The organism is Curtobacterium sp. Csp2, from assembly GCF_013347165.1.
On the sequence record NZ_CP054593.1, the window covers coordinates 1,949,775 to 1,970,732 of the forward strand.

At 73.3% G+C, this 20,958-nt stretch carries 22 protein-coding genes; 21 read left to right on the forward strand and 1 reads right to left on the reverse strand.

Translation table 11 applies throughout. The features are described 5' to 3' along the window. The first annotated feature begins 38 nt into the window (after positions 1-38). From pyrF to HUN59_RS09545, 7 genes are all read left to right on the forward strand, one after another. Positions 39-917, forward strand: a complete 879-nt coding sequence (pyrF, locus tag HUN59_RS09515; protein ID WP_174778190.1) for an orotidine-5'-phosphate decarboxylase — start codon at positions 39-41, stop codon at positions 915-917. After that, complete coding sequence (gene gmk / locus HUN59_RS09520; protein WP_058742133.1) at positions 914-1,849, forward strand: guanylate kinase; 936 nt, start codon at positions 914-916, stop codon at positions 1,847-1,849. The genes pyrF and gmk overlap by 4 nt, the downstream gene beginning before the upstream one ends. 56 nt (positions 1,850-1,905) lie before the next feature. Further along, the gene (gene rpoZ, locus HUN59_RS09525) at positions 1,906-2,166 is read left to right on the forward strand and encodes a DNA-directed RNA polymerase subunit omega (protein WP_058742134.1); all 261 of its coding nucleotides are present in this window, start codon (positions 1,906-1,908) and stop codon (positions 2,164-2,166) included. A gap of 5 nt (positions 2,167-2,171) precedes the next feature. Beyond that, a complete protein-coding gene (metK, locus tag HUN59_RS09530; protein ID WP_058742135.1) occupies positions 2,172-3,386 on the forward strand; it encodes a methionine adenosyltransferase in 1,215 nt (404 codons plus the stop codon). 8 nt (positions 3,387-3,394) lie between these two features. Continuing rightward, positions 3,395-5,458, forward strand: coding sequence for a primosomal protein N' (locus HUN59_RS09535; protein ID WP_174778191.1), 2,064 nt, complete (start codon positions 3,395-3,397; stop codon positions 5,456-5,458). Positions 5,459-5,560: 102 nt separating this feature from the next. After that, positions 5,561-6,652: an L-threonine 3-dehydrogenase gene (gene tdh, locus HUN59_RS09540; protein ID WP_174779444.1), complete on the forward strand. Its 1,092-nt coding sequence runs from the start codon at positions 5,561-5,563 to the stop codon at positions 6,650-6,652. After that, positions 6,652-7,833, forward strand: a complete 1,182-nt coding sequence (locus HUN59_RS09545) for a glycine C-acetyltransferase (RefSeq protein ID WP_174778192.1) — start codon at positions 6,652-6,654, stop codon at positions 7,831-7,833. Before tdh ends, HUN59_RS09545 begins: the two co-directional genes overlap by 1 nt. A gap of 123 nt (positions 7,834-7,956) precedes the next feature. Here the strand turns inward: HUN59_RS09545 and HUN59_RS09550 are convergent, their stop codons facing one another. Continuing rightward, complete coding sequence (locus HUN59_RS09550) at positions 7,957-8,412, reverse strand: DUF4383 domain-containing protein (protein ID WP_174778193.1); 456 nt, start codon at positions 8,410-8,412, stop codon at positions 7,957-7,959. Between the two features lie 93 nt (positions 8,413-8,505). Between HUN59_RS09550 and HUN59_RS09555 the strand changes: the two genes are divergently transcribed. The 14 genes from HUN59_RS09555 (at position 8,506) to lgt (ending at position 20,868) form a co-directional block, all read left to right on the forward strand. Further along, entirely contained in the window at positions 8,506-9,438 is a 933-nt protein-coding gene (locus HUN59_RS09555) for a methionyl-tRNA formyltransferase (protein WP_174778194.1), read from the forward strand. Continuing rightward, positions 9,435-10,937: an RsmB/NOP family class I SAM-dependent RNA methyltransferase gene (locus HUN59_RS09560; RefSeq protein ID WP_254630033.1), complete on the forward strand. Its 1,503-nt coding sequence runs from the start codon at positions 9,435-9,437 to the stop codon at positions 10,935-10,937. Before HUN59_RS09555 ends, HUN59_RS09560 begins: the two co-directional genes overlap by 4 nt. Before the next feature lie 59 nt (positions 10,938-10,996). After that, positions 10,997-11,656, forward strand: a complete 660-nt coding sequence (gene rpe / locus HUN59_RS09565; RefSeq protein ID WP_174778197.1) for a ribulose-phosphate 3-epimerase — start codon at positions 10,997-10,999, stop codon at positions 11,654-11,656. 107 nt (positions 11,657-11,763) lie between these two features. Further along, the gene (locus HUN59_RS09570; RefSeq protein WP_058742152.1) at positions 11,764-12,027 is read left to right on the forward strand and encodes a phosphoribosyl-ATP diphosphatase; all 264 of its coding nucleotides are present in this window, start codon (positions 11,764-11,766) and stop codon (positions 12,025-12,027) included. A 72-nt stretch (positions 12,028-12,099) separates the two neighbouring features. Continuing rightward, positions 12,100-12,939, forward strand: coding sequence for an ATP phosphoribosyltransferase (gene hisG / locus HUN59_RS09575; RefSeq protein WP_174778195.1), 840 nt, complete (start codon positions 12,100-12,102; stop codon positions 12,937-12,939). Continuing rightward, on the forward strand, positions 12,936-13,784 hold the full coding sequence (hisF, locus tag HUN59_RS09580) for an imidazole glycerol phosphate synthase subunit HisF (RefSeq protein ID WP_302691046.1): 849 nt from the start codon (positions 12,936-12,938) through the stop codon (positions 13,782-13,784). Before hisG ends, hisF begins: the two co-directional genes overlap by 4 nt. Positions 13,785-13,935: 151 nt before the next feature. Beyond that, positions 13,936-14,319 carry a phosphoribosyl-AMP cyclohydrolase gene (gene hisI / locus HUN59_RS09585; RefSeq protein WP_174778198.1) on the forward strand — a complete coding sequence of 128 codons (384 nt, stop codon included), beginning with the start codon at positions 13,936-13,938 and terminating at the stop codon, positions 14,317-14,319. Continuing rightward, a complete protein-coding gene (locus HUN59_RS09590; protein WP_174778199.1) occupies positions 14,316-15,842 on the forward strand; it encodes an anthranilate synthase component I in 1,527 nt (508 codons plus the stop codon). The genes hisI and HUN59_RS09590 overlap by 4 nt, the downstream gene beginning before the upstream one ends. Continuing rightward, positions 15,839-16,525 carry a Trp biosynthesis-associated membrane protein gene (locus tag HUN59_RS09595; RefSeq protein ID WP_114849963.1) on the forward strand — a complete coding sequence of 229 codons (687 nt, stop codon included), beginning with the start codon at positions 15,839-15,841 and terminating at the stop codon, positions 16,523-16,525. Before HUN59_RS09590 ends, HUN59_RS09595 begins: the two co-directional genes overlap by 4 nt. After that, on the forward strand, positions 16,522-16,761 hold the full coding sequence (locus tag HUN59_RS09600) for a DUF6704 family protein (RefSeq protein ID WP_058741461.1): 240 nt from the start codon (positions 16,522-16,524) through the stop codon (positions 16,759-16,761). The genes HUN59_RS09595 and HUN59_RS09600 overlap by 4 nt, the downstream gene beginning before the upstream one ends. 11 nt (positions 16,762-16,772) lie before the next feature. Continuing rightward, positions 16,773-17,573 (forward strand): indole-3-glycerol phosphate synthase TrpC, encoded by an 801-nt coding sequence (gene trpC / locus HUN59_RS09605; RefSeq protein WP_058741464.1) that lies wholly within the window; start codon positions 16,773-16,775, stop codon positions 17,571-17,573. Between the two features lie 67 nt (positions 17,574-17,640). After that, complete coding sequence (trpB, locus tag HUN59_RS09610) at positions 17,641-18,855, forward strand: tryptophan synthase subunit beta (RefSeq protein ID WP_058741462.1); 1,215 nt, start codon at positions 17,641-17,643, stop codon at positions 18,853-18,855. Continuing rightward, complete coding sequence (trpA, locus tag HUN59_RS09615; protein WP_114849960.1) at positions 18,852-19,655, forward strand: tryptophan synthase subunit alpha; 804 nt, start codon at positions 18,852-18,854, stop codon at positions 19,653-19,655. Before trpB ends, trpA begins: the two co-directional genes overlap by 4 nt. 217 nt (positions 19,656-19,872) lie before the next feature. After that, on the forward strand, positions 19,873-20,868 hold the full coding sequence (gene lgt / locus HUN59_RS09620) for a prolipoprotein diacylglyceryl transferase (protein WP_174778200.1): 996 nt from the start codon (positions 19,873-19,875) through the stop codon (positions 20,866-20,868). Positions 20,869-20,958: the final 90 nt, after the last annotated feature.

Genomic DNA, 20,958 nt, shown 5'->3' on the forward strand with positions numbered 1-20,958 from the left:
CGCCGGTTCCGGACCGACGCGCCAGCGGCGGGCCGGCCGTGCCGGTGGGGAGAGGCACGGCCCCCTTCGGCGTGCGGCTCGCCGCCGCCATCGCGTCGCGTTCCGCACTGTGCGTCGGCATCGACCCCCACGCCGCCACCCTGGCGGCGTGGGGGCTCGGCCGCGACGAGCAGGGGCTGACGGCGTTCGGCGCCGCCCTGGTCGACGCGGCCGCCGGCCGCGCGGCGATCGTCAAGCCGCAGGTCGCCTTCTTCGAGGCGGCGGGGGTCGCCGGCTACCGCGCGCTCGACGCGACCGTCCGTCGGGCACGTGATGCGGGCCTCCTGGTCGTCGCCGACGTCAAGCGGGGCGACATCGGCTCGACCGGAGACGACTACGCGCTGGCCTGGCTGGACCGGGACGGGCCGTTCCGGGCCGACGCGATGACGGTCTCGCCGTACCTCGGCTACGGGTCGCTCGTCGGCACCGTCGACGTGGCGCGCCGGAACGGTGCGGGGGTCTTCGTGCTCGCCGCGACGAGCAACCCCGAGGCACGACTGCTGCAGACGGCGGTCGTCGCCGAGGGCCCGCGTGCCGGCCGGACGGTCGCGGCCGGTATCGTGCTCGATGTGGCAGACGACAACCGGACCGGCGGCGACCAGCCGCTCGGGGACGTCGGGCTCGTGCTCGGCGCCACCCTCGACCTCGACGACTTCGGCATCGACGCGGCGGCCATCGGCTCCGCGCCGGTGCTCGCCCCGGGCTTCGGTGCGCAGGGCGCCCGGATCGAGGACCTCCGGTCGCTGTACGGCTCGCGTGCCGAGCAGGTGCTCGTGAGCGAGTCCCGCGGGCTGCTCTCCGCCGGCCCCGACGGGGTCGCCGGGCTCGTGCAGGAGCGGGCGGACCGCATCCGTGCGGCGCTGGAGGTGGCCGCGTGACGGACGGCACGGACGGCGCACCCGTCGACCGCAGCGGTCTCCCCGCGCACCGGAACCCGCCGGAGGTCGACCGGGTCGCCGCCGCCCGCGCCGCCGTGGCCGCGCGACGCGCCCGGGCAGCGGTCAAGGCGCAGGTCGCGTCGGGGGAGCGCAGCCCCCTCGAGGTAGCCCGCGCGGCCTGGTCCGACGCCGACCTGCCCGCCGAGAAGTCGCTGCGCGTCCGCGACCTCCTGACGAGCATCTCGGGCATCGGTCCCGCCCGGGCCGAGGCCGTCATGAGCGAGCTGCGGATCGCGCCGTCGAAGCGCCTCGGTGGACTCGGCTCGCGGCAGCGTTCGGCCCTGGCCGACTGGCTCGCCGCGCGCGGCCGGAAGCGTGGCACGTCGAAGCTCGTCGTGCTCGCCGGACCCACGGCCGTGGGCAAGGGCACGGTGAGCGCGTACATCCGTGAGCAGTACCCGGACGTGAACCTCAGCGTCTCCGCGACCACCCGGAAACCACGCCCGGGCGAGGTCGACGGCGTGCACTACTACTTCGTCGACGACGCCGAGTTCGACCGGATGATCCGCGACCGCGAGCTCCTGGAGTGGGCGGTCGTGCACAACTCCTACCGCTACGGGACCCCGCGGCCGCCCATCGACCGCGCGCTCGACGCCGGCGACAAGGTGATGCTCGAGATCGACCTGCAGGGCGCGCGGCAGGTGCGCGACGCCATGCCCGAGGCGGTCCTGGTGTTCCTGCTCCCGCCGACCTGGGAGGAACTCGTCCGCCGCCTGATCGGCCGCGGCACCGAGTCCGCCGAGGAACAGGCCCGCCGGCTCGAGACCGCCAAGGTCGAGCTCGCCGCCCAGGACGAGTTCGACGTGCGGATCGTGAACTCCGATGTCGGCACCGCGGCACGAGAAGTCGTAGACTTGTTCACTGCGCCCTAGCCGGGAGCGCCCGTGCCCTCCGGGGCACACACCATCTTCTGCCGACTGGAGACACCATGGCCAACCCCCAGGGCATCATCGACCCGCCCATCGACGACCTGCTGTCCAAGGTGGAGTCGAAGTACGCGCTCGTCATCTTCGCGTCGAAGCGCGCTCGTCAGATCAACGACTACTACGCGGACCTGCACGAGGGGTCGCTCTTCGACAACGTCGGGCCGCTCGTCGACTCGACCATCGACGACAAGCCGCTGTCCGTCGCTCTCCACGAGATCAACGAGGACAAGCTGACCGTCACCAAGCAGCAGCCCACCGACTGACCGCGGTGACGAGCACCAACCTGCGCCTCTTCACGTCCGAGTCGGTGACGGAGGGGCACCCCGACAAGATCTGCGACCAGATCTCGGACACGATCCTCGACGCGCTGCTCACGGTCGACCCGCACGCCCGCGTCGCCGTCGAGACGATGGTGACGACGGGGCTGGTGCACGTCGCCGGCGAGGTCACGACCTCGGGCTACGTCGAGATCCCCAAGCTCGTCCGCGACGTCATCACGGGCATCGGGTACAACTCGTCCGAGGTCTCGTTCGACGGTCGCACCTGCGGTGTCGAGGTCTCGATCGGTGCGCAGTCGCCGGACATCGCGCAGGGCGTCGACGAGTCCCTGGACAGCCGCTCCGGCGCAGGCGTCGACCCGCTCGACCGGCAGGGTGCCGGCGACCAGGGCATCATGTTCGGCTTCGCGACGAACGAGACGCCCGAGTACATGCCCGTCGCGATCTGGCTCGCGCACCGCCTGGCGGAGCGTCTGGCCGAGGTCCGCAAGACCGGTGTGCTCGACTTCCTCCGCCCCGACGGCAAGACGCAGGTCACGGTCGGGTACGACGGCGTCGTCCCGAAGACCGTCGAGACCGTCGTGCTCTCGACGCAGCACTCGCCGGCGGTGACGCTCGCCGAGCTCACGGCGCAGATCACCGAGCACGTGATCCGTCCGGTGCTCGACCTGGTGGACCTGGACTCGTCGCACGTCGACGTGATCGTGAACCCGACCGGTCGGTTCGAGATCGGTGGTCCCCAGGGCGACGCCGGGCTGACCGGCCGCAAGGTGATCGTCGACACGTACGGCGGTGCGTCCCGGCACGGTGGTGGCGCGTTCAGCGGCAAGGACCCGTCGAAGGTCGACCGCTCGGCCGCGTACGCGCTGCGCTGGGTCGCGAAGAACGCCGTCGCGGCGGGGCTCGCGGACCGGCTCGAGGTGCAGGTGGCGTACGCCATCGGCCGCGCGAAGCCCGTCGGGCTGTACGTGGAGTCGTTCGGCACAGGGCACGTCGACGACGCCACGATCGAGGCCGCGATCACGCAGGTGTTCGACCTGCGTCCGGCCGCGATCATCCGCGACCTCGACCTGCTCAAGCCCCGGTACGCACAGACCGCGGCGTACGGCCACTTCGGCCGCGAGCTGCCCGGCTTCACCTGGGAGCAGCTCGACCGCGTCGAGGAACTCCGCGCCGCCGCAGGACTCGTCGCCGCCACCGTCTAGGGCACCGCGTGCCCGTCGTCGCGCGTGTCGTCCTCGACTCGCCGCTCCCGCAGTTGGACCGTCTGTTCGACTACCGGGTGCCGGCCGAGCTCGAGGACGACTGCGTGCCGGGCGTCCGCGTCAAGGTGCCGCTGCGCACCGGGGCGCGGATGTCCGACGCCTGGGTGGTCGAGGTCGTCGCGGCGGACGCCGCCGACGCCGACACGACGTTCGCGGGGGAGCTGAGCCCGGTCGAGCAGGTCGTCTCGCCGGTGCCGGTCCTGGCACCGGAGATCTGGTCGCTCGCCCGGGCCGTCGCCGACCGGGCCGCGGGTGTCGCCTCCGACGTGCTCCGACTCGCCGTCCCGCCCCGGCAGGTGCGCGCCGAGAAGGCCTGGCTCGCGCGGGATCCCGAGTGGTCGCCGCCGTCGGTCACGGCCGGCCCCGTCGCCGGGTACGCCGAGGGCGTCCTGGAGGCGCTGGTCTCTGACCACGGACGCGCTGCGGTGGCCGCCCTGCCGCACCCGGTCGCGCTGCACCCCGTCGCGGTCGCGCCGAGCCCCGTCGCGCTGCGCCCGGACCCGGCTCCCGCTGCTCCCGAGCCGGGACCGGATCCGGTCTGGGTCCCCGGCTGGGCCGCCACGATCGCCCAGGCCGCGGCGCACGCCGTCGCCGCGGAGCAGTCCGTGGTCGTCGCGGTCCCCGACTTCCGTGACGTCACCGACCTCGAGCGGGCACTCCTCGCCGTGCTGCCGGTCGAGCGCGTCGTGCGCTTCGACGCCAAGCAGACGAACGGCGCGCGGGCGAAGGCACTGCTGCAGGCCCGGTCGCACGCCGTCGTGGCGATCGGCAACCGCACCGCGATGTACGCGCCGGCGACCGACCTCGGTCTGATCGTCGTGTGGGACGACGGGGACGCCTCGTTCGTCGAGCCCCGGGCACCGTACGTGCACACCCGTGACGTCGCGCTCGTCCGGGCGGCCCAGTCCGGCGCCGGGCTGCTGTTCGTCTCGCACGCGCGGAGCACCGACGTGCAACGGCTCGTCGAACTGCACTGGCTCGACGAGGTCGCTCCGTACCGGCAGCCAACCCCGAAGGTCATCCCGACGGTGCAGCAGGGCGGTGCCGAGGGGTTCGCGGCCCAGGCACGCATCCCGAGCACCGCCTGGCGTGCTGCGCGCGAGGCGAGTCAGCACGGGCCGGTGCTCGTGCAGGTCGCGAGTCCCGGGTTCGGCACCGGCCTGGTCTGCGCCGAGTGCGGCGAACGGGCGCACTGCCGGGTGTGCGGGGGACCGCTCGGCCAACCCCACCGCGGCGCGACTCCGCAGTGCCGGTTCTGCGGCGCCCTCGCCGTGGGCTTCCGGTGTCCGACGTGCGGCAACGGCACCGTGAAGCCCGTCGGGCAGGGCGCACAGCGCACCGCCGACGAGCTCGGCCGGGCGTTCCCGGGCACCCGCATCGTCGTCGCCGACGGTTCCCGACCGCTCGACGAGGTCCCCGCCCGCCCCTCGGTCGTCGTCGCCACCCGCGGCGCGGAGCCGAACGTGCCGGGCGGCTACGCCTGCGTGCTCCTGCTCGACGGGGAGCGCATGCTCGCCCGCGAGGGCCTCCGCGTGCAGGAAGACGTGCTGCGGTTCTGGACGGGCGCCGCGGCGAAGGGCGCCCCCGGGTCCGAGGTCTACCTGGTGGGCATCGGCGGCCGGCTCGCGACCGCGATGGCCACCTGGCGGCTCGACGGCCCCGCTCACGAGGAGCTCGTCGACCGTCGCGCGCTGCACTTCCCACCGGCGGTGCGGGTCGCGACCCTGACCGGCACGGACGACGCCGTGACGGCCGCGGTCGAGGCCCTCGGGGACACCCTGGTCGGCGACGTGCTCGGTCCGGTGCCGGTCGAGGACGACCCGGCGTCCGGCACCGTCCGGGCCATCGTGCGGTTCCCGTACGCGCACGGCGCCGAGGTCGCGGCGACGCTCAAGGCCGAGGTCATCCGGCGCTCCTCCACCCGGCGGGTGCTCCCCGGCGGCAACCGCCGTCGTGCGGCACCCACGCTCCGCGTCCGGCTCGACGACGCCGAGCCCTTCGCCGAGGTCTGACCGCCCCCGCGCGTCGAGGCCACCTGTGCCAGGCTGAGGGACGGTGGCCACGAGCCACCGCCGAACACACCACACGCACAACGAGGTGACGAGGTGACGCCGATGCGCGCGCTCTGGAAGCCGGACGCCGGTCCGGGACTGATCATGACCGAACGACCGGTGCCGGTCCCCGCCACGGACGAGGTGCTCGTCCGGGTGCTCCGCACCGGGATCTGCGGGACCGACCTGCACATCGAGCGGTGGGACGACTGGGCCGCGTCGGCCGTCTCCGCACCGCTCGTCCCCGGGCACGAGTTCTCCGGCGAGGTGGTCGAGGTCGGGTCCGCCGTCCGCGACGTCGCCGTGGGGGACCGGGTCTCCGGTGAGGGCCACATCGTGTGCGGCACCTGCCGGAACTGCCGGGCCGGCCGCCGCCAGATGTGCATCCGCACGAAGGGCGTCGGCGTGCAGCGGGACGGCGCCTTCGCGGAGTACCTGACGCTTCCCGCCGCGAACGTCTGGGTGCACCACACCGACGTCGACCCCGAGGTCGCCGCGCTCTTCGACCCGCTCGGCAACGCGGTGCACACGGCGCTCGCGTTCCCCCTCGTCGGCGAGGACGTGCTCGTCACCGGCTGCGGTCCGATCGGGCTCATGGCGATCGCCGTCGCACGGCACGCCGGCGCCCGGTTCGTCGTCGGCACCGACGTCAGTGCGAACCGGCTCGCCCTCGCCAGGACGATGGGCGCGGACCTCGCCGTCGACGTGTCGGACGCCGGCGCCGGACGTGGGGCGGCGACCGCCGGCTCGCAGGACGCGGTCGGGGCCCTCCGCGACGCCCAGCAGCGGCTCGGCATGCGCGAGGGCTTCGACGTCGGCTTCGAGATGTCCGGCGCGCCCACGGCCCTGCCGGCGATGGTCGAGACGATGAACCACGGCGGCCGGATCGCGATGCTCGGACTCCCGTCCGGGCCGATCGCGGTCGACTGGGGGAAGGTCGTCACGCACATGCTCACCGTGAAGGGGATCTACGGCCGCGAGATGTTCGAGACGTGGCAGACCATGAGCAGCATGCTGCAGACGAGCGCGGCGCTCCGCGGTCGGATCGGCTCGCTCGTGTCCGGGCGCTTCCCGGCACGGGACTGGCAGCAGGCGTTCGCCGCGGCGGCGAGCGCGGACGGCGGCAAGGTCGTCATCGACTGGACGGAGGCGTGATGTACGGCGCGATCAAGGACCATCTGCAGGCAGAGCTCGCGGGCATCGAGGCGGCGGGGCTGACGAAGCGGGAGCGCGGCATCGCCGGCCCCCAGCGCGCGGCGATCAAGGCCGGCGGAACGGAGCTGCTGAACTTCTGCGCGAACAACTACCTCGGGCTCGCGGACGCCCCGGAGCTCGTGGACGCCGCGAAGGACGCCCTCGATCGCTGGGGGTACGGGATGGCCAGCGTGCGGTTCATCTGCGGCACGCAGGACCTGCACCTCGAGCTCGAGGAACGGGTCTCCGGCTTCCTCGGCACCGAGGCGACGATCCTGTACTCGTCGTGCTTCGACGCGAACGGCGGGCTGTTCGAGGTCCTGCTCGGTCCGGAGGACGCAGTGATCTCCGACGAGCTGAACCACGCGTCGGTCATCGACGGCATCCGGCTCAGCAAGGCGCGCCGGTTCCGGTACCGGAACCGGGACACCGCCGACCTGGAGGCGCAGCTCGCCGCCGCCGCGGACGCCCGGTTCCGCCTCGTGGTCACGGACGGCGTGTTCTCGATGGACGGGTCGATCGCGCCGCTGGCCGAGATCTGCGATCTCGCGGAGCGGTACGACGCCCTCGTGGTCGTGGACGACTCGCACGCCGTCGGGTTCGTCGGCGCGCACGGACGGGGCACGCCCGAGCTGTGCGGGGTCGCGGACCGGGTGGACGTCCTGACCGGGACGTTCGGCAAGGCACTCGGCGGGGCCTCGGGCGGGTACGTCTCCGGCCGCCGGGAGATCGTCGACCTGCTGCGCCAGCGTTCCCGGCCGTACCTGTTCTCGAACTCGCTCGCCCCGGTGATCGCCGCGGGCACGGTGGCGGCGCTCGACCTGATCGAGCGATCGGACGACGCCCGCGCCCGGCTGGCCGCGAACGCCGCGCGCTTCCGGTCGTCGATGACCGACGCCGGGTTCGAGCTGCTGCCCGGGGAACACCCGATCGTCCCGGTGATGTTCCACGACGCGGCGCGCACGGCCCGGATCGCCGACGAGATGCAGGCCCGCGGGGTCTACGTCACGGCGTTCAGCTACCCGGTGGTCCCGGAGGGGCGGGCACGCATCCGGGTGCAGCTCTCCGCCGCGCACACCCCCGAGCAGGTCGACCGCTGCGTCGAGGCCTTCGTGGCCGCGCGCGCCGCCGTCCCCGCCTGACGATCCCCTCGCAACACGCAACGTCGGCGGTTCCTCGCAGCGACATACCGCTGCGAGCAACCGCCGACGTTGCGTTTCGCGGGCCGGCTCCCGGGGGCAGGCCCAGGGGGCAGGCCCCGGGGGTCAGGCGCCGACGGGCGTCCGGCGACCGCGCGGGAACACGACGCCGAGGGCGACCATGCCGATCGCGAGCACGAGGTGCAACCAGTTGTCGGCCCAGTTGAGCGGCACGAAGTTCGCGCCGGACATCGTGCCGGCGGTGAACAGCCCGTACACCCAGAGCACGAAGTAGACGACCCCGCCGATCACGAGGTACATGCGGGAGCCGGTCGCCCGGTTCGCCGCGAGCAGGCCGACGACGCCGAACAGCAGGTGCACGATGTTGTGCAGCACCGAGACCTGGAAGATCCCGAGCAGCATCGCCATCGAGCCGTGTCCGGCACCGCCGAGGTCGCCGGACGTCAGCCCGGGCACGAACCCGGCGATCCCGACGAGCAGGAAGACGATGCCGACGACCAGCGCGACCTTCTGGATCGACGAGCCGGCGTAGCGGTTGGTGGAGGTGGTCACGTCACTCATGACCCGGACGCTACTCAGCGGGCTCGCAGCGTGTTCGGGGATCCGCGATGCCCGCGCGCGTCGGACACCTCGGCCCGTGGGACGATGGAACCCATGCGCCTCGTCGTCGCCGGCAGCCCCGCTGCGGCCGTCCCCTCCCTCCGTCGCCTCGCGGCGTCCGACCACGAGATCGCCGCCGTGCTCACCCGGCCGCCGACACCGCAGGGCCGGAAGCGCGTCCTCACGCCGACCCCGGTCGCGCAGGTCGCGGCGGAACTCGGCCTGCCGGTGATCGAGGCGACGCGGGTGGACGACGACGTCACTGCGCGCCTGGTGGACCTGCGGGCCGACCTCGGGGTCATCGTCGCCTACGGTGCACTGCTCCGCCGCCCGGCCCTCGACGCGCCCCGGCTCGGCTGGGTGAACCTGCACTTCTCCGACCTGCCGGCGTACCGCGGTGCCGCCCCGGTCCAGCGCGCGGTGATGGCCGGCGACACCCGCACCGCCGCGACGGTCTTCCAGCTCGTCGAGGCGCTCGACGCCGGGCCCGTGTACGCGAGCGACCCGTTCGACATCGACCCCGAGGCGACCGCGGGCGAGGTCCTCGCCGCGATGGCCGAGCGCGGTGCCGAGACCGTCCTGCGCGTCGTCGACGCCCTCGCAGCGGGCACCGCCGTCGCCCGCGAGCAGGTCGGCGAGCCGACCCTCGCCCCGAAGACGACGATCGCGGACGGGCGGATCGACTTCACCGCGCCTGCTGCCGTCGTGCACGCCCGCCTCCGCGGCGTGACGCCCGAGCCCGGCGCGTTCGCCCACCTCGGCGAGACCCGCGTGAAGCTGCTGCGCAGCACTCGGGAGGGAGGCGCGACCTCCGCCGTCCCGCGGCTCGCGCCCGGCGCGCTCGGGCTGGTCGACGGTCGCCTGCTCGTCGGCACCGCGGACGAGCCCCTCGCACTGCTCCAGGTGCAGCCGGCCGGCAAGCAGGCGATGGACGGTGCCGCCTGGGCACGCGGCCTCGGCGCGCTGGACGGGAAGGTCCTGTCGTGAGCCCCGCGCAGCAGCGCCGCGGCCCGCGCACGGTCAGCGCCCGTCGGGTGGCGTTCGACGTGCTCCGCGCCGTGCAGGTCGACGACGCCTACGCGAACCTGCTCCTGCCGACCCGGATCCGCCGTGCCGGCCTGTCCGCCCGCGACGCCGCGTTCGCCACCGAGCTGACCTACGGGTCGATCCGGATGCTCGGCCGGTACGACGCGATCATCGGCGTCGCCTCCGGCCGTCGTGTCGACAACGTCGAGTCCGACGTGCTCGACGTGATGCGGCTCGGGGTGCACCAGCTGCTCGGGATGCGCACCCCGACGCACGCCGCCGTCTCCGCGACGGTGGAGCTCACCCGCGAGATCGGTGCCCGCCGTGCCACGGGCTTCGTCAACGCCGTGCTCCGCAAGGTCGCGGCCCGCACCGACGACGAGTGGGACGCGCTGATCACCGAGGGCCGGGGTGGCGACGCCCTGCTCGCGACGCGCTGGTCGCACCCGGCCTGGGTGGTCGCAGCGCTCCGGGACGCCCTCGCCGCCGAACGCTCCCGGGACGAGCTCGCCGCGCTCCTGGCCGCCGACAACGTCGCACCGCGCGTGCAGCTCGTGGCGCTGCCGGGCCTCGCGACGGCCGAGGACGTGCAGGTGGCCGAGGACGTGCAGGCGGCCGAGGCCGTGCCGGACCCGGCCACGTCGGCGACCGAGGACGACCAGGCGACGCAGGACGAGCCTCCCGTCAGTCCGCAGCGGGACGAGACGGACGCGCGACCGGTGTCCCCGGTGGGCATCCGCGGGACGACCGGCGACCCCGCGCGCGTGCCGGGCGTCGCGGCCGGTCGGCTCCGTGTGCAGGACGAGGGCTCGCAGCTCGCCGCACTCGCGCTCAGCCGGTCCTCCGCCGTCCGGGCGGGGGAGCGGTGGCTCGACATGTGCGCCGGGCCGGGCGGCAAGGCCGCGCTCCTCGCCGCCGAGGCAGCGCAGGGCGGTGCGACCCTGGTCGCGAACGAACTCGTGCCGGCGCGTGCCGGACTGGTGCGGAAGGCCCTCGCGACCGTCGCCGGCGACGACGTCGTGACCGTCGTCGAGGGTGACGGGCGTCGCTTCGGCAAGCCGGGCGACGAGCGGTTCGACCGCGTCCTGCTCGACGCGCCGTGCACCGGACTCGGCGCCCTCCGTCGTCGGCCCGAGGCACGGTGGCGGAAGCAACCGGAGGACGTCCCCGAGCTCGCGGCGCTCCAGGCCGAGCTGCTCGACGCGGCCGTCCGGGCCCTGGCCCCCGGCGGAACGCTCGCGTACGTCACGTGCTCGCCGCACCTCGCCGAGACGCGCGGGCAGGTCGACGCGCTCATGGCAAGGCACGGCGACGTGCTCGAACAGCTCGACACCGCCGGGGTCGTGCGCGGCGTCGCCTCCAGGGACCCGCAGGTCGCGGACGGCCGCACCGTGCAGCTCTGGCCGCACCGGATCGGCACCGACGCCATGTTCGTCGCGCTGTTCCGCCGCACCGCCTGACGACGGGCGGCGGCGGGGCAGCGCGGCGGCGGCCGGGCGGGCGTCGGTAGGGTTGTGCGGTGACCATCCGCATCGCGCCGAGCATCCTGTCCGCTGACTTCGCGAACCTCGAGCGGGAGCTGCACCGCATCGAGAGCGCCGACCTCGTGCACGTCGACGTGATGGACAACCACTTCGTGCCGACCCTGACCCTCGGCCTGCCGATCGTGCAGCGCCTGCAGGAGGTCTCGCCGGTCCCGCTCGACGTCCACCTGATGATCACCGACGCCGACACGCAGGCGCCGAAGTACGCCGAGACGGGTGCCTCGAGCGTCACGTTCCACTTCGAGGCCGCCGCTGACCCGGTCGCCACCGCGGCCGCGATCCGCTCGAACGGTGCCCGTGCCGCGGTGGCGATCAAGCCCGGGACGCCCGTCACGCAGGTCCTGCGCCACCTCGACGCCTACGACATGGTGCTGCTCATGACCGTCGAGCCGGGCTTCGGCGGCCAGTCGTTCATGCCGTCCGTGATGCCGAAGCTCGCCGACGCCCGCGCTGCGGTGGACGCGTCCGGGCTCGACGTCTGGCTCGAGGTGGACGGCGGCATCGCCGTCGACACCGTCCCCGAGGCGGTCCGGAGCGGCGCGGACACGCTCGTCGCCGGATCGGCGGTCTACGGCGGCGAGCCGGCGCAGCGCATCGCGGACCTGCGCGAGGCAGCAGCGGCGGCACGCGCGTGACGCGGACCGACCACGTCGACGACGTGACCGGCGAGCCGGCGGCGATCCGTGCCTCCCGTCCGGACGGTGCGTCGGCGGGACCCGCGCAGGACGGTAGCCTGGTCCCCGTGAAGACGTTCGACGACCTGTTCGCGGAGCTGACCGAGAAGGCGCGCACGCGCCCCGAGGGCTCCGGCACCGTCGCCGAACTGGACGCCGGCGTGCACCAGATCGGCAAGAAGATCGTGGAAGAGGCCGCCGAGGTCTGGATGGCGGCCGAGTACGAGGGTGACGAGCGCACCTCGGAGGAGATCTCGCAGCTGGTCTACCACCTGCAGGTCCTCATGGTCGCGAAGGGGCTCACCCCGGCGGACGTCTGGCGACATCTGTAGGCAGGCGCGTCGCGCACGGAGCGCCACCGCCCCCGCAGCCGTCCCGACCTCCAGCAGAAAGCAGACCACCTGATGCTCCGCATCGCCGTGCCCAACAAGGGCTCCCTGTCCGAGACCGCGTCCGAGATGCTCAAGGAGGCCGGGTACGCCGGTCGCCGCGACCCGAAGGCGCTGCACCTGCTCGACGAGCGCAACGGCGTCGAGTTCTTCTTCCTCCGTCCCCGGGACATCGCTACGTACGTCGGTTCCGGCGCACTCGACGTCGGCATCACCGGCCGCGACCTGCTCCTCGACTCCGGGTCGGCGGCGCACGAGGTCGACGCGCTCGGGTTCGCCGACTCGACCTTCCGCTTCGCGGGCACGCCCGGCCGGTTCACCGAGCTGCAGGACCTCGAGGGCGTCCGGGTGGCGACGAGCTACCCGGGCCTGGTCGGCGAGTTCCTCGCCCAGCACGGCGTCACGGCGACCCTGGTGAAGCTCGACGGCGCGGTGGAGAGCGCGGTGCGTCTCGGCGTGGCCGACGCGGTCGCCGACGTCGTCTCGACGGGCAGCACGCTCCGCGCGGCCGGCCTCGAGATCTTCGGCCCGGTCATCCTCGAGTCGACCGCGCTGCTCATCTCGACCGACGAGACCATCCCGGGCATCGACGTCCTCCGCCGCCGGCTGCAGGGCGTGCTCGTCGCCCGCGGCTACGTGATGCTCGACTACGACATCCCGACGGGCCTGCTCGGGCAGGCGACCGCGGTGGCGTCCGGCATCGAGTCGCCCACGGTGTCGCCGCTGCACGACCGTGACTGGTCCGCCGTCCGCGTGATGATCCCGCGCGAGGACGCGAACCTCATCATGGACGCGCTCTACGACCTCGGCGCCCGGGCGATCCTGGTCAGCCCGATCCACGCCGCACGCCTGTGAACGCCGCGACCGAAGGCACGGAGCCGACCGGCAGCCCGGAGCCGACGGCCGCGTCCGGCAGCCCGGAGCCGACGGCCGCGACCGGCGGGGTCGCGGTCCGGGTCATCCCGTGCCTCGACGTCTCCGGCGGCCGAGTCGTCAAGGGCGTCAACTTCCTCGACCTGCAGGACGCCGGCGACCCCGTCGAGCTCGCCGCCCGCTACTACGAGCAGGGCGCGGACGAGCTGACCTTCCTGGACGTCGGCGCCACGGTCGAGAACCGCGCGACGATGTACGAGACGGTCACCCGCACCGCCGAGCAGGTCTTCATCCCGCTCACCGTCGGCGGCGGGGTCCGGAGCGTCGACGACGTCTCCCGCCTGCAGCAGTGCGGCGCGGACAAGATCGGCGTGAACAGCGCCGCGATCGCCCGCCCGGCCCTGGTCGGCGAGATCGCGGACCGCTTCGGCGCACAGGCGGTCGTGCTGTCGCTCGACGTCAAGCGGAGCGACCGGATGCCGTCCGGGTTCGTCGTCACGACGCACGGCGGGCGGACCGAGTCCGACCTCGACGCGATCGCCTGGGCGCGCGAGGGCGTCGAGCGTGGCGCGGGCGAGCTCCTCGTGAACTCGATCGACGCCGACGGCACGAAGAACGGCTTCGACCTCGAACTCGTCGCCGCCGTCCGCGCGGTCTCCGCGGTCCCCGTCATCGCCTCGGGCGGCGCCGGTCACCTCGACCACTTCGCACCGGCGGTCGACGCCGGGGCCGACGCGGTCCTCGCGGCGAGCGTCTTCCACCGGGGTGAGATGACGATCGGCGACGTCAAGTCGGCGCTGCGCGCCGCGGGTCACCTCGTCCGCTGACGCCCCGGTCCCGCAGTCTGCCGCCCCACGGCCGGACGGGAGGCGCGTGGCGGGCCCGCCACGATCCTCCCGTCCGTCCGTCCGTCCCCACCACCGACCGGCGCGGTCCCACCACCGACCGGCCCGGACCACGCCGTAGGCTAGGAGCCTCATGACCGACAGCACCGACACCAGCACGGAAGCGGTCCTCGACCGCGCGCGGTTCGGTGCGGACGGGTTGCTCCCCGCCGTCGTGCAGGAGGAGTCCACGAAGGACGTCCTCATGCTCGGCTGGATGGACCGCGAAGCCCTGCGCCGCACCCTGACCGAGGGGCGGGTGACCTTCTGGTCCCGCTCGCGCCGCGAGTACTGGCGGAAGGGCGACACCTCCGGGCACGCCCAGTACGTGCGCGCCGCGGCCCTGGACTGCGACGACGACACGCTGCTCGTGACCGTGCACCAGGTCGGCGCCGCGTGCCACACCGGCGCGCACCGGTGCTTCGACGTGGACCCCCTCGACCCCGTGACCGCGACCGCACCGGAGGGCATGCGATGAGCACCTCGACCAGCACCACGCGCCCGGACTTCGACGCCCTGCTCGACGGCCACCGGGTCGTGCCCGTCGTCCGCGCGCTGTACGCCGACAGCGAGACCCCGGTCGGGGTCTACCGCAAGCTCGCGGACGGCCGCCCCGGCTCGTTCCTGCTCGAGTCGGCGGGGCAGGGCGGCCTCTGGTCGCGCTGGTCGTTCGTCGGCGTGCGGAGCTTCGGCGTGCTCACGCAGGAGGGTGACCGGGCCGCGTGGATCGACACCGGCATCCCGGCGTCGCGCGCCGTCGGGTCGCTCGACGGCGCCCCGCTCGAGGTGCTCGCGCGGCTGCACGAGCGCTGGGCGACCCCGCGTGTCCCCGGGACGCCGCCGCTCGTCGGCGGGACCGTCGGGTTCATCGGGTGGGAGGCCGTCCGGCAGCTCGAGCACCTGCCGAACGTGCCGGACGCCGACTTCGACGTGCCCGGTCAGGCGCTCGCCTTCGTGTCCGAGCTGGCCGCGCTCGACCACCGCACCGGCCTCGTGCTGCTCGTCGCCAGCGTGCTGAACGACGGCACCGACGACGCCGACACGATGTGGCAGGACGCGCAGTCCCGGCTCGACCGGATGCAGGCCGACCTGGTCACGCCGAGCGTCGCCACCGTGGCCGAGGCGTTCGAGATCGCCGAGCCGACGCCGCGGCACCGCTCGACCCCGGACGAGTACATGGCCGCGGTGGTGCGGTCGAAGGACTTCATCCGCGACGGCGACGTGTTCCAGGTGGTGATCTCGCAGCGGTTCGACCACGACGTGACGGCCGACCCGCTCGACGTCTACCGGGTGCTCCGGACGCTCAACCCGAGCCCGTACATGTACTTCCTGTCCCTCGCGGACACGGCCGACGAGCGGTTCTGGATCGTGGGTGCCTCGCCCGAGGCCCTCGTCAAGGTCCAGGACGGTCGGGCGATCACCCACCCGATCGCCGGGTCGCGGCCCCGAGGCGCGACCCCGGTCGAGGACGTCCGGCTCGGCGACGAACTGCTCGCCGACCCGAAGGAGCGCGCCGAGCACCTGATGCTCGTCGACCTCGCCCGGAACGACCTGCAGAAGGTGTGCGAGCCGGGGTCCGTCGCGGTCACGGAGTTCATGACCGTCGAGCGCTTCAGCCACATCATGCACCTGGTGTCGAGCGTCGAGGGGGCCGTGCGTCCCGGAGCGTCCGCGATCGACGTCTTCCGTGCGACCTTCCCGGCCGGCACGCTCTCCGGGGCACCGAAGCCGCGCGCCCTCGAGATCATCGACGAGCTCGAACCGGCGAAGCGCGGCGCCTACGCGGGCGTCGTCGGGTACTTCGACTTCGCCGGTGACGCCGACCTGGCCATCGCGATCCGAACGGCGCTCATCAAGGACGGGGTCGCCCGGGTGCAGGCCGGCGCCGGGCTCGTGGCGGACTCCGACCCGCACACCGAGCACGTCGAGGCGGTCAACAAGGCCGCGGCCCCGCTGCGCGCCGTCGCGACCGCCAACCGCATGCGCGAGGTCCGGTCGTGAAGCGCTCCCGACCGATCACCGTCGTCGCCGGGCTCGCCGTCGCGGGCATCGTGATGCTCTCGTGGACGCAGACCTGGTTCACGGTGCACCTGCACGCCGGGACGGCCGTCGTGTCCCGGGTCGTCGCCGACGGGGCCGCCGCGGTCCCGCAGTACACCGCGCTGGCCATCGCGAGCCTGGCGCTCTTCCTCGCGCTGACGATCGCGGGGCGGGTGCTCCGCGTCGTGCTCGGCGTGGTCGAGGTCCTGCTCGGCGCGGGTGTCGTCGCGGTCGGCGTGAGCGCCTTGGCCGACCCGGTCGCCGCGGCGAAGGGCGCCGTGGGCGAGGTCGCCGGCGTGAGCGACATCGACGCGGTCCGCCGGGCGGTGTCGAGCGTCGACGTGACGCCGTGGCCGCTCGTCGGGATCGCCGGGGGCGTCCTCGCCGTGCTCCTCGGCGTTGCCGTCCTGGTCCTGCAGCGGTCGTGGCCCGGGCCGAGCCGGAAGTACGGCGCGGCGACCGCGGGTGCGGCGGCCGACGCCCGTGCGGCGGCCCCGACCGTGCGCGACGCCGTCACCGACTGGGACGACCTCAGCGCGGGCGACGACCCGACCGTCCTGGACGAGGCGTCCACGACCGACACGGTAGGATCGGAGCGGCGCCGATCGGATGACGGCGCCGGAGCAGAACGAGGAGCACCGTGAGCAACACTGAGCCCGCAGAACTCGGCGAAGGCCACTCGCCCGCCGCCTGGACCGCCGTCGTGATCATGCTGATCGGGTTCGCGGCCGGGACGCTGTTCTTCTGGTTCGACCTGGCGTGGGGCGTCTGGGCCTCCGCCGCGGTCGTGGTCGTCGGGCTCATCGTCGGTGCCGTCATGAAGCGCGCCGGCTACGGCGTCGACGGCCCGAAGTTCGTCCCCAAGCACCACGCGGAGTAGTCGTGCCGAACGTGCTCGAGACCCTCGTCGCGGGTGCCCTCGAGGACGCCGCCGCCCGTCGCCTCGACCGTCCGTACGCGGACGTCGAACGCGACCTCGACCGGGTGGCATCGCCCCTCGACGCGCTCGACTTCCTCGCCCCGGGTGACCGCGTCAAGATCCTCGCCGAGGTCAAGCGCGCGAGCCCGTCCCGCGGCTCGATGGCCACCATCGAGGACCCGGCCGCCCTGGCCGCCGACTACGAGCGCGGTGGCGCCTCGACGATCAGCGTCCTGACCGAGGGACGGAAGTTCCTCGGCAGCCTCGCCGACCTCGAGGCCGTCAAGGCGCGCGTCGGCGTCCCGGTGCTCCGCAAGGACTTCATCGCGGACCCGTACCAGGTGGTCGAGGCCCGCGCCGCCGGCGCCGATCTCGTGCTGCTCATCGTCGCCGCCCTCGACCAGGCCCGGCTCGTCGAGCTGCACGACCTGGCCGAGCAGCTCGGCATGCGCGTCCTGGTCGAGGCGCACTCCGCGGACGAGGTCTCGCGTGGCCTCGACGCCGGTGCGCGCATCCTCGGCGTGAACGCCCGCGACCTGACCGACTTCTCGCTGGACCGCGACCTGTTCGGGTCGCTCGCCGACCGGATCCCCGACGGGGTCGTCCGCGTCGCCGAGTCCGCCGTCGCCGGTCCTGCCGACGTCGCGCACTACCGCGCCGCAGGTGCCGACGTCGTCCTGGTGGGGGAGGCGCTCGTCACGGGCGCGGACCCCGCCGCCACCCTCGCGTCGTTCATCGACGCCGCGGACGGCCTCGGCCGCCCGCGGGTCTGACCGACACCGTCCCCATCGGCAGCCGTCCACCCGATGGCACACGCCGACCCCATCCGGGAGACCCATCGTGACCTCACTGCGTGACCTGCACGGACCGTACTTCGGCGACTTCGGCGGACGCTTCGTCCCCGAGTCGCTGGTCCTCGCCCTCGACGAGCTCGAGACGGCCTTCCGCGAGGCCTGGGCCGACCCGGCCTTCCGCGAGGAGCTCGACACGCTCCAGCGCGAGTACACCGGGCGTCCGTCGATCATCACCGAGGCGCCCCGGTTCGCGAAGCACGCCGGCGGTGCCCGGATCCTGCTCAAGCGCGAGGACCTCAATCACACCGGCTCGCACAAGATCAACAACGTGCTCGGTCAGGCCCTCGTCGCGAAGCGCCTCGGCAAGACGCGCCTCATCGCCGAGACCGGCGCCGGCCAGCACGGTGTCGCGACGGCCACCGCTGCGGCGCTCTTCGGCATGGACTGCGTCGTCTACATGGGCGCGGTGGACACCGAGCGTCAGGCGCTGAACGTCGCCCGGATGCGACTGCTCGGCGCCGAGGTGATCCCGGTCGAGACCGGATCGCGCACGCTCAAGGACGCGATCAACGACGCCCTGCGGGACTGGGTCGCCAACGTCGAGTCGACGCACTACCTGCTCGGCACGGTCGCGGGCCCGCACCCGTTCCCGGAGATGGTCCGCGAGTTCCACAAGGTGATCGGCGAAGAGGCCCGTCAGCAGGTCCTCGACCGTGTCGGTCGCCTGCCGGACGCCGTCGCCGCGTGCGTGGGCGGCGGGTCGAACGCGATGGGCATCTTCGAGGCGTTCCTCGACGACGAGTCCGTCAAGCTCTACGGCTACGAGGCCGGCGGCGAGGGCATCGAGACGGGGCGGCACGCCGCGAGCATCTCGCTCGGCCGCACCGGCGTGCTGCAGGGCACGATGTCCTACCTGATGCAGGACGAGGACGGCCAGACCATCGAGAGCCACAGCATCTCGGCCGGTCTCGACTACCCGAGCGTCGGGCCCGAGCACGCCTACCTCGCGTCGATCGGTCGCGCCACGTACGAGCCGATCACCGACACCGAGGCGATGGAGGCCTTCCGGCTCCTCAGCCGCACCGAGGGCATCCTGCCGGCGATCGAGTCGTCGCACGCCCTGGCCGGTGCGATCAAGCTCGGCAAGCAGCTGGGTCCGGACGGCGTCATCCTGATCAACCTGTCCGGACGTGGCGACAAGGACGTGGCGTCCGCCAGCCGCTACTTCGGGATCCTCGACGAGAACGCGGTGCAGCTGTGACGAACCCTGAGACCACCCGATCGGTCGCCGCGACGATCGACGCCGCCAACACCGAGCGCGCCGGCGCCGTCGTCGGGTACCTGCCCGCCGGGTTCCCGGACCTGCAGACGAGCGTCGACGCGGCGGTCGCCCTCGCCGAGAACGGCGTCGACGTCATCGAGCTCGGCCTGCCGTACTCCGACCCCGTGATGGACGGCCCCGTCATCCAGCGCGCGGCTGAGGAGAGCCTGGCGAACGGCTTCCGCGTCGCGCAGGTGTTCGACGCCGTCGCGCAGATCACGAGCCGCGCGGACGTGCCGGTGCTCGTCATGACGTACTGGAACCCGGTGCTGCGCTACGGCGTCGACCGGTTCGCTGACGACCTCGTGGCCTCCGGAGCGTCCGGTCTCATCACGCCCGACCTCATCCCCGACGAGGGACGCGCCTGGATCGACGCCTCCGAGCGCACCGGGCTCGACCGTGTGTTCCTCGCGGCGCCGTCCTCCACCGACACCCGGATGCAGCAGGCGGTGCAGGCGAGCCGCGGCTTCGTGTACGCGGTCTCCACGATGGGCGTCACCGGTGCCCGCGTCGGCGTCGACACGGCGGCGCGGACGGTCGTGTCGCGGCTCCGCGACGCGGGCGTCGCCCGGACCTGTGTCGGTCTCGGCATCTCGACGGCCGACCAGGTCACCGAGGTGCTCGAGTACGCCGACGGTGCGATCGTCGGTTCGGCGTTCGTGCGTGCGCTCGCGGACCTCGGCGTCCAGGGCGTCGCGGACCGTGCGGCCGACCTGACGTCGGGTGCCGTGCGCCGCTGAGCGCGCAGGCGCGCAGCGCCGCGGCTCCGCCGCCCCGGACGGGAGGCACGGTGCGGGTGACCGACGTCGGTCACCCGCACCGTGCCTCCCGTCCGTCACAGTTCCCACAGGACGGGCCGCAGCGTTCCTGACGGGCGCGGTTCCCGCGCTACAGTGATCGGGGCCGACCCGGCGTCGGTCCCGCGGACGCAGAGCACCGAAAGGCGACAGCACCTCCATGCCCCTCCTGAGCATCCCGAGCCCGAGCACGGCCTGGCAGTACTTCGACCTGACGGCCTGGCTCCGTGACGTGTTCGGGTTCTCGCTGCCCCTCGACTTCCGCATCCACGCCTACGCGATCTGCATCCTGCTCGGGATCGTCGCCGCCGTGGTGCTCGCGAACCGCCGACTCAACGCCCGCGGCGTCGAGCGCTGGATCATCATCGACATCGCGATCTGGGCGGTGCCGTTCGGCATCATCGGCGGGCGCCTGTTCCACGTATTCACCCACGTCAGCGACTACTTCGGCCCGGGCCGCGACCCGCTGTCCTTCCTCTACATCTGGGAGGGCGGTCTGGCCATCTTCGGCGCGATCGTCCTCGGCTCGGTCGGGGCGTGGATCGGCTGCCGCCAGGTGGGCCTGCGCTTCACGACCCTGATCGACGCGATCGCGCCCGGCGTGCTGCTCGCCCAGGCGTTCGGGCGGCTCGGCAACTACTTCAACCACGAGCTCTTCGGCATGCCGACGAACCTGCCGTGGGGCCTGCAGATCGAGTCGTCGAACCCGGCGTTCCCGAAGGGCCTGCCCGAGGGCACGCTGTTCCACCCGACGTTCCTCTACGAGATCATCTGGAACGTCTGCGGCGTCGTCGTGATCCTGCTGCTCGACAAGCGCTTCCGCCTGCAGTGGGGCAAGGTCATGGCGCTCTACCTGATCTGGTACGGCACCGGCCGTTCCGTGCTCGAGTCCATCCGCGTCGACACGAGCGAGACGTTCTTCGGAATCCGGACGAACGTGTGGGCGTCCTTCGCCGCGATCCTGATCGGCATCATCGTCTTCATCGTCCAGACGCGGCGACACACCGGCAAGGAACCGAGCCCGTACGCCCCGGGACGCCAGCCGCGTCGGACCTCCGATGTAGACTCGGACGACACCTGGTCGGAACACGACGACGACGCTCCGGCGGCCGTCACGGGCTCCGATCCGGTGCCGGCAGGCGGGTCCGCGAAGTAACGCGGCGCCCACCAGCCGACACGAGCAACAGCACCACCCCAACCCGCCGCACGGTCGACACCCGCCGACCACGCGGACCCGCTGCACCGG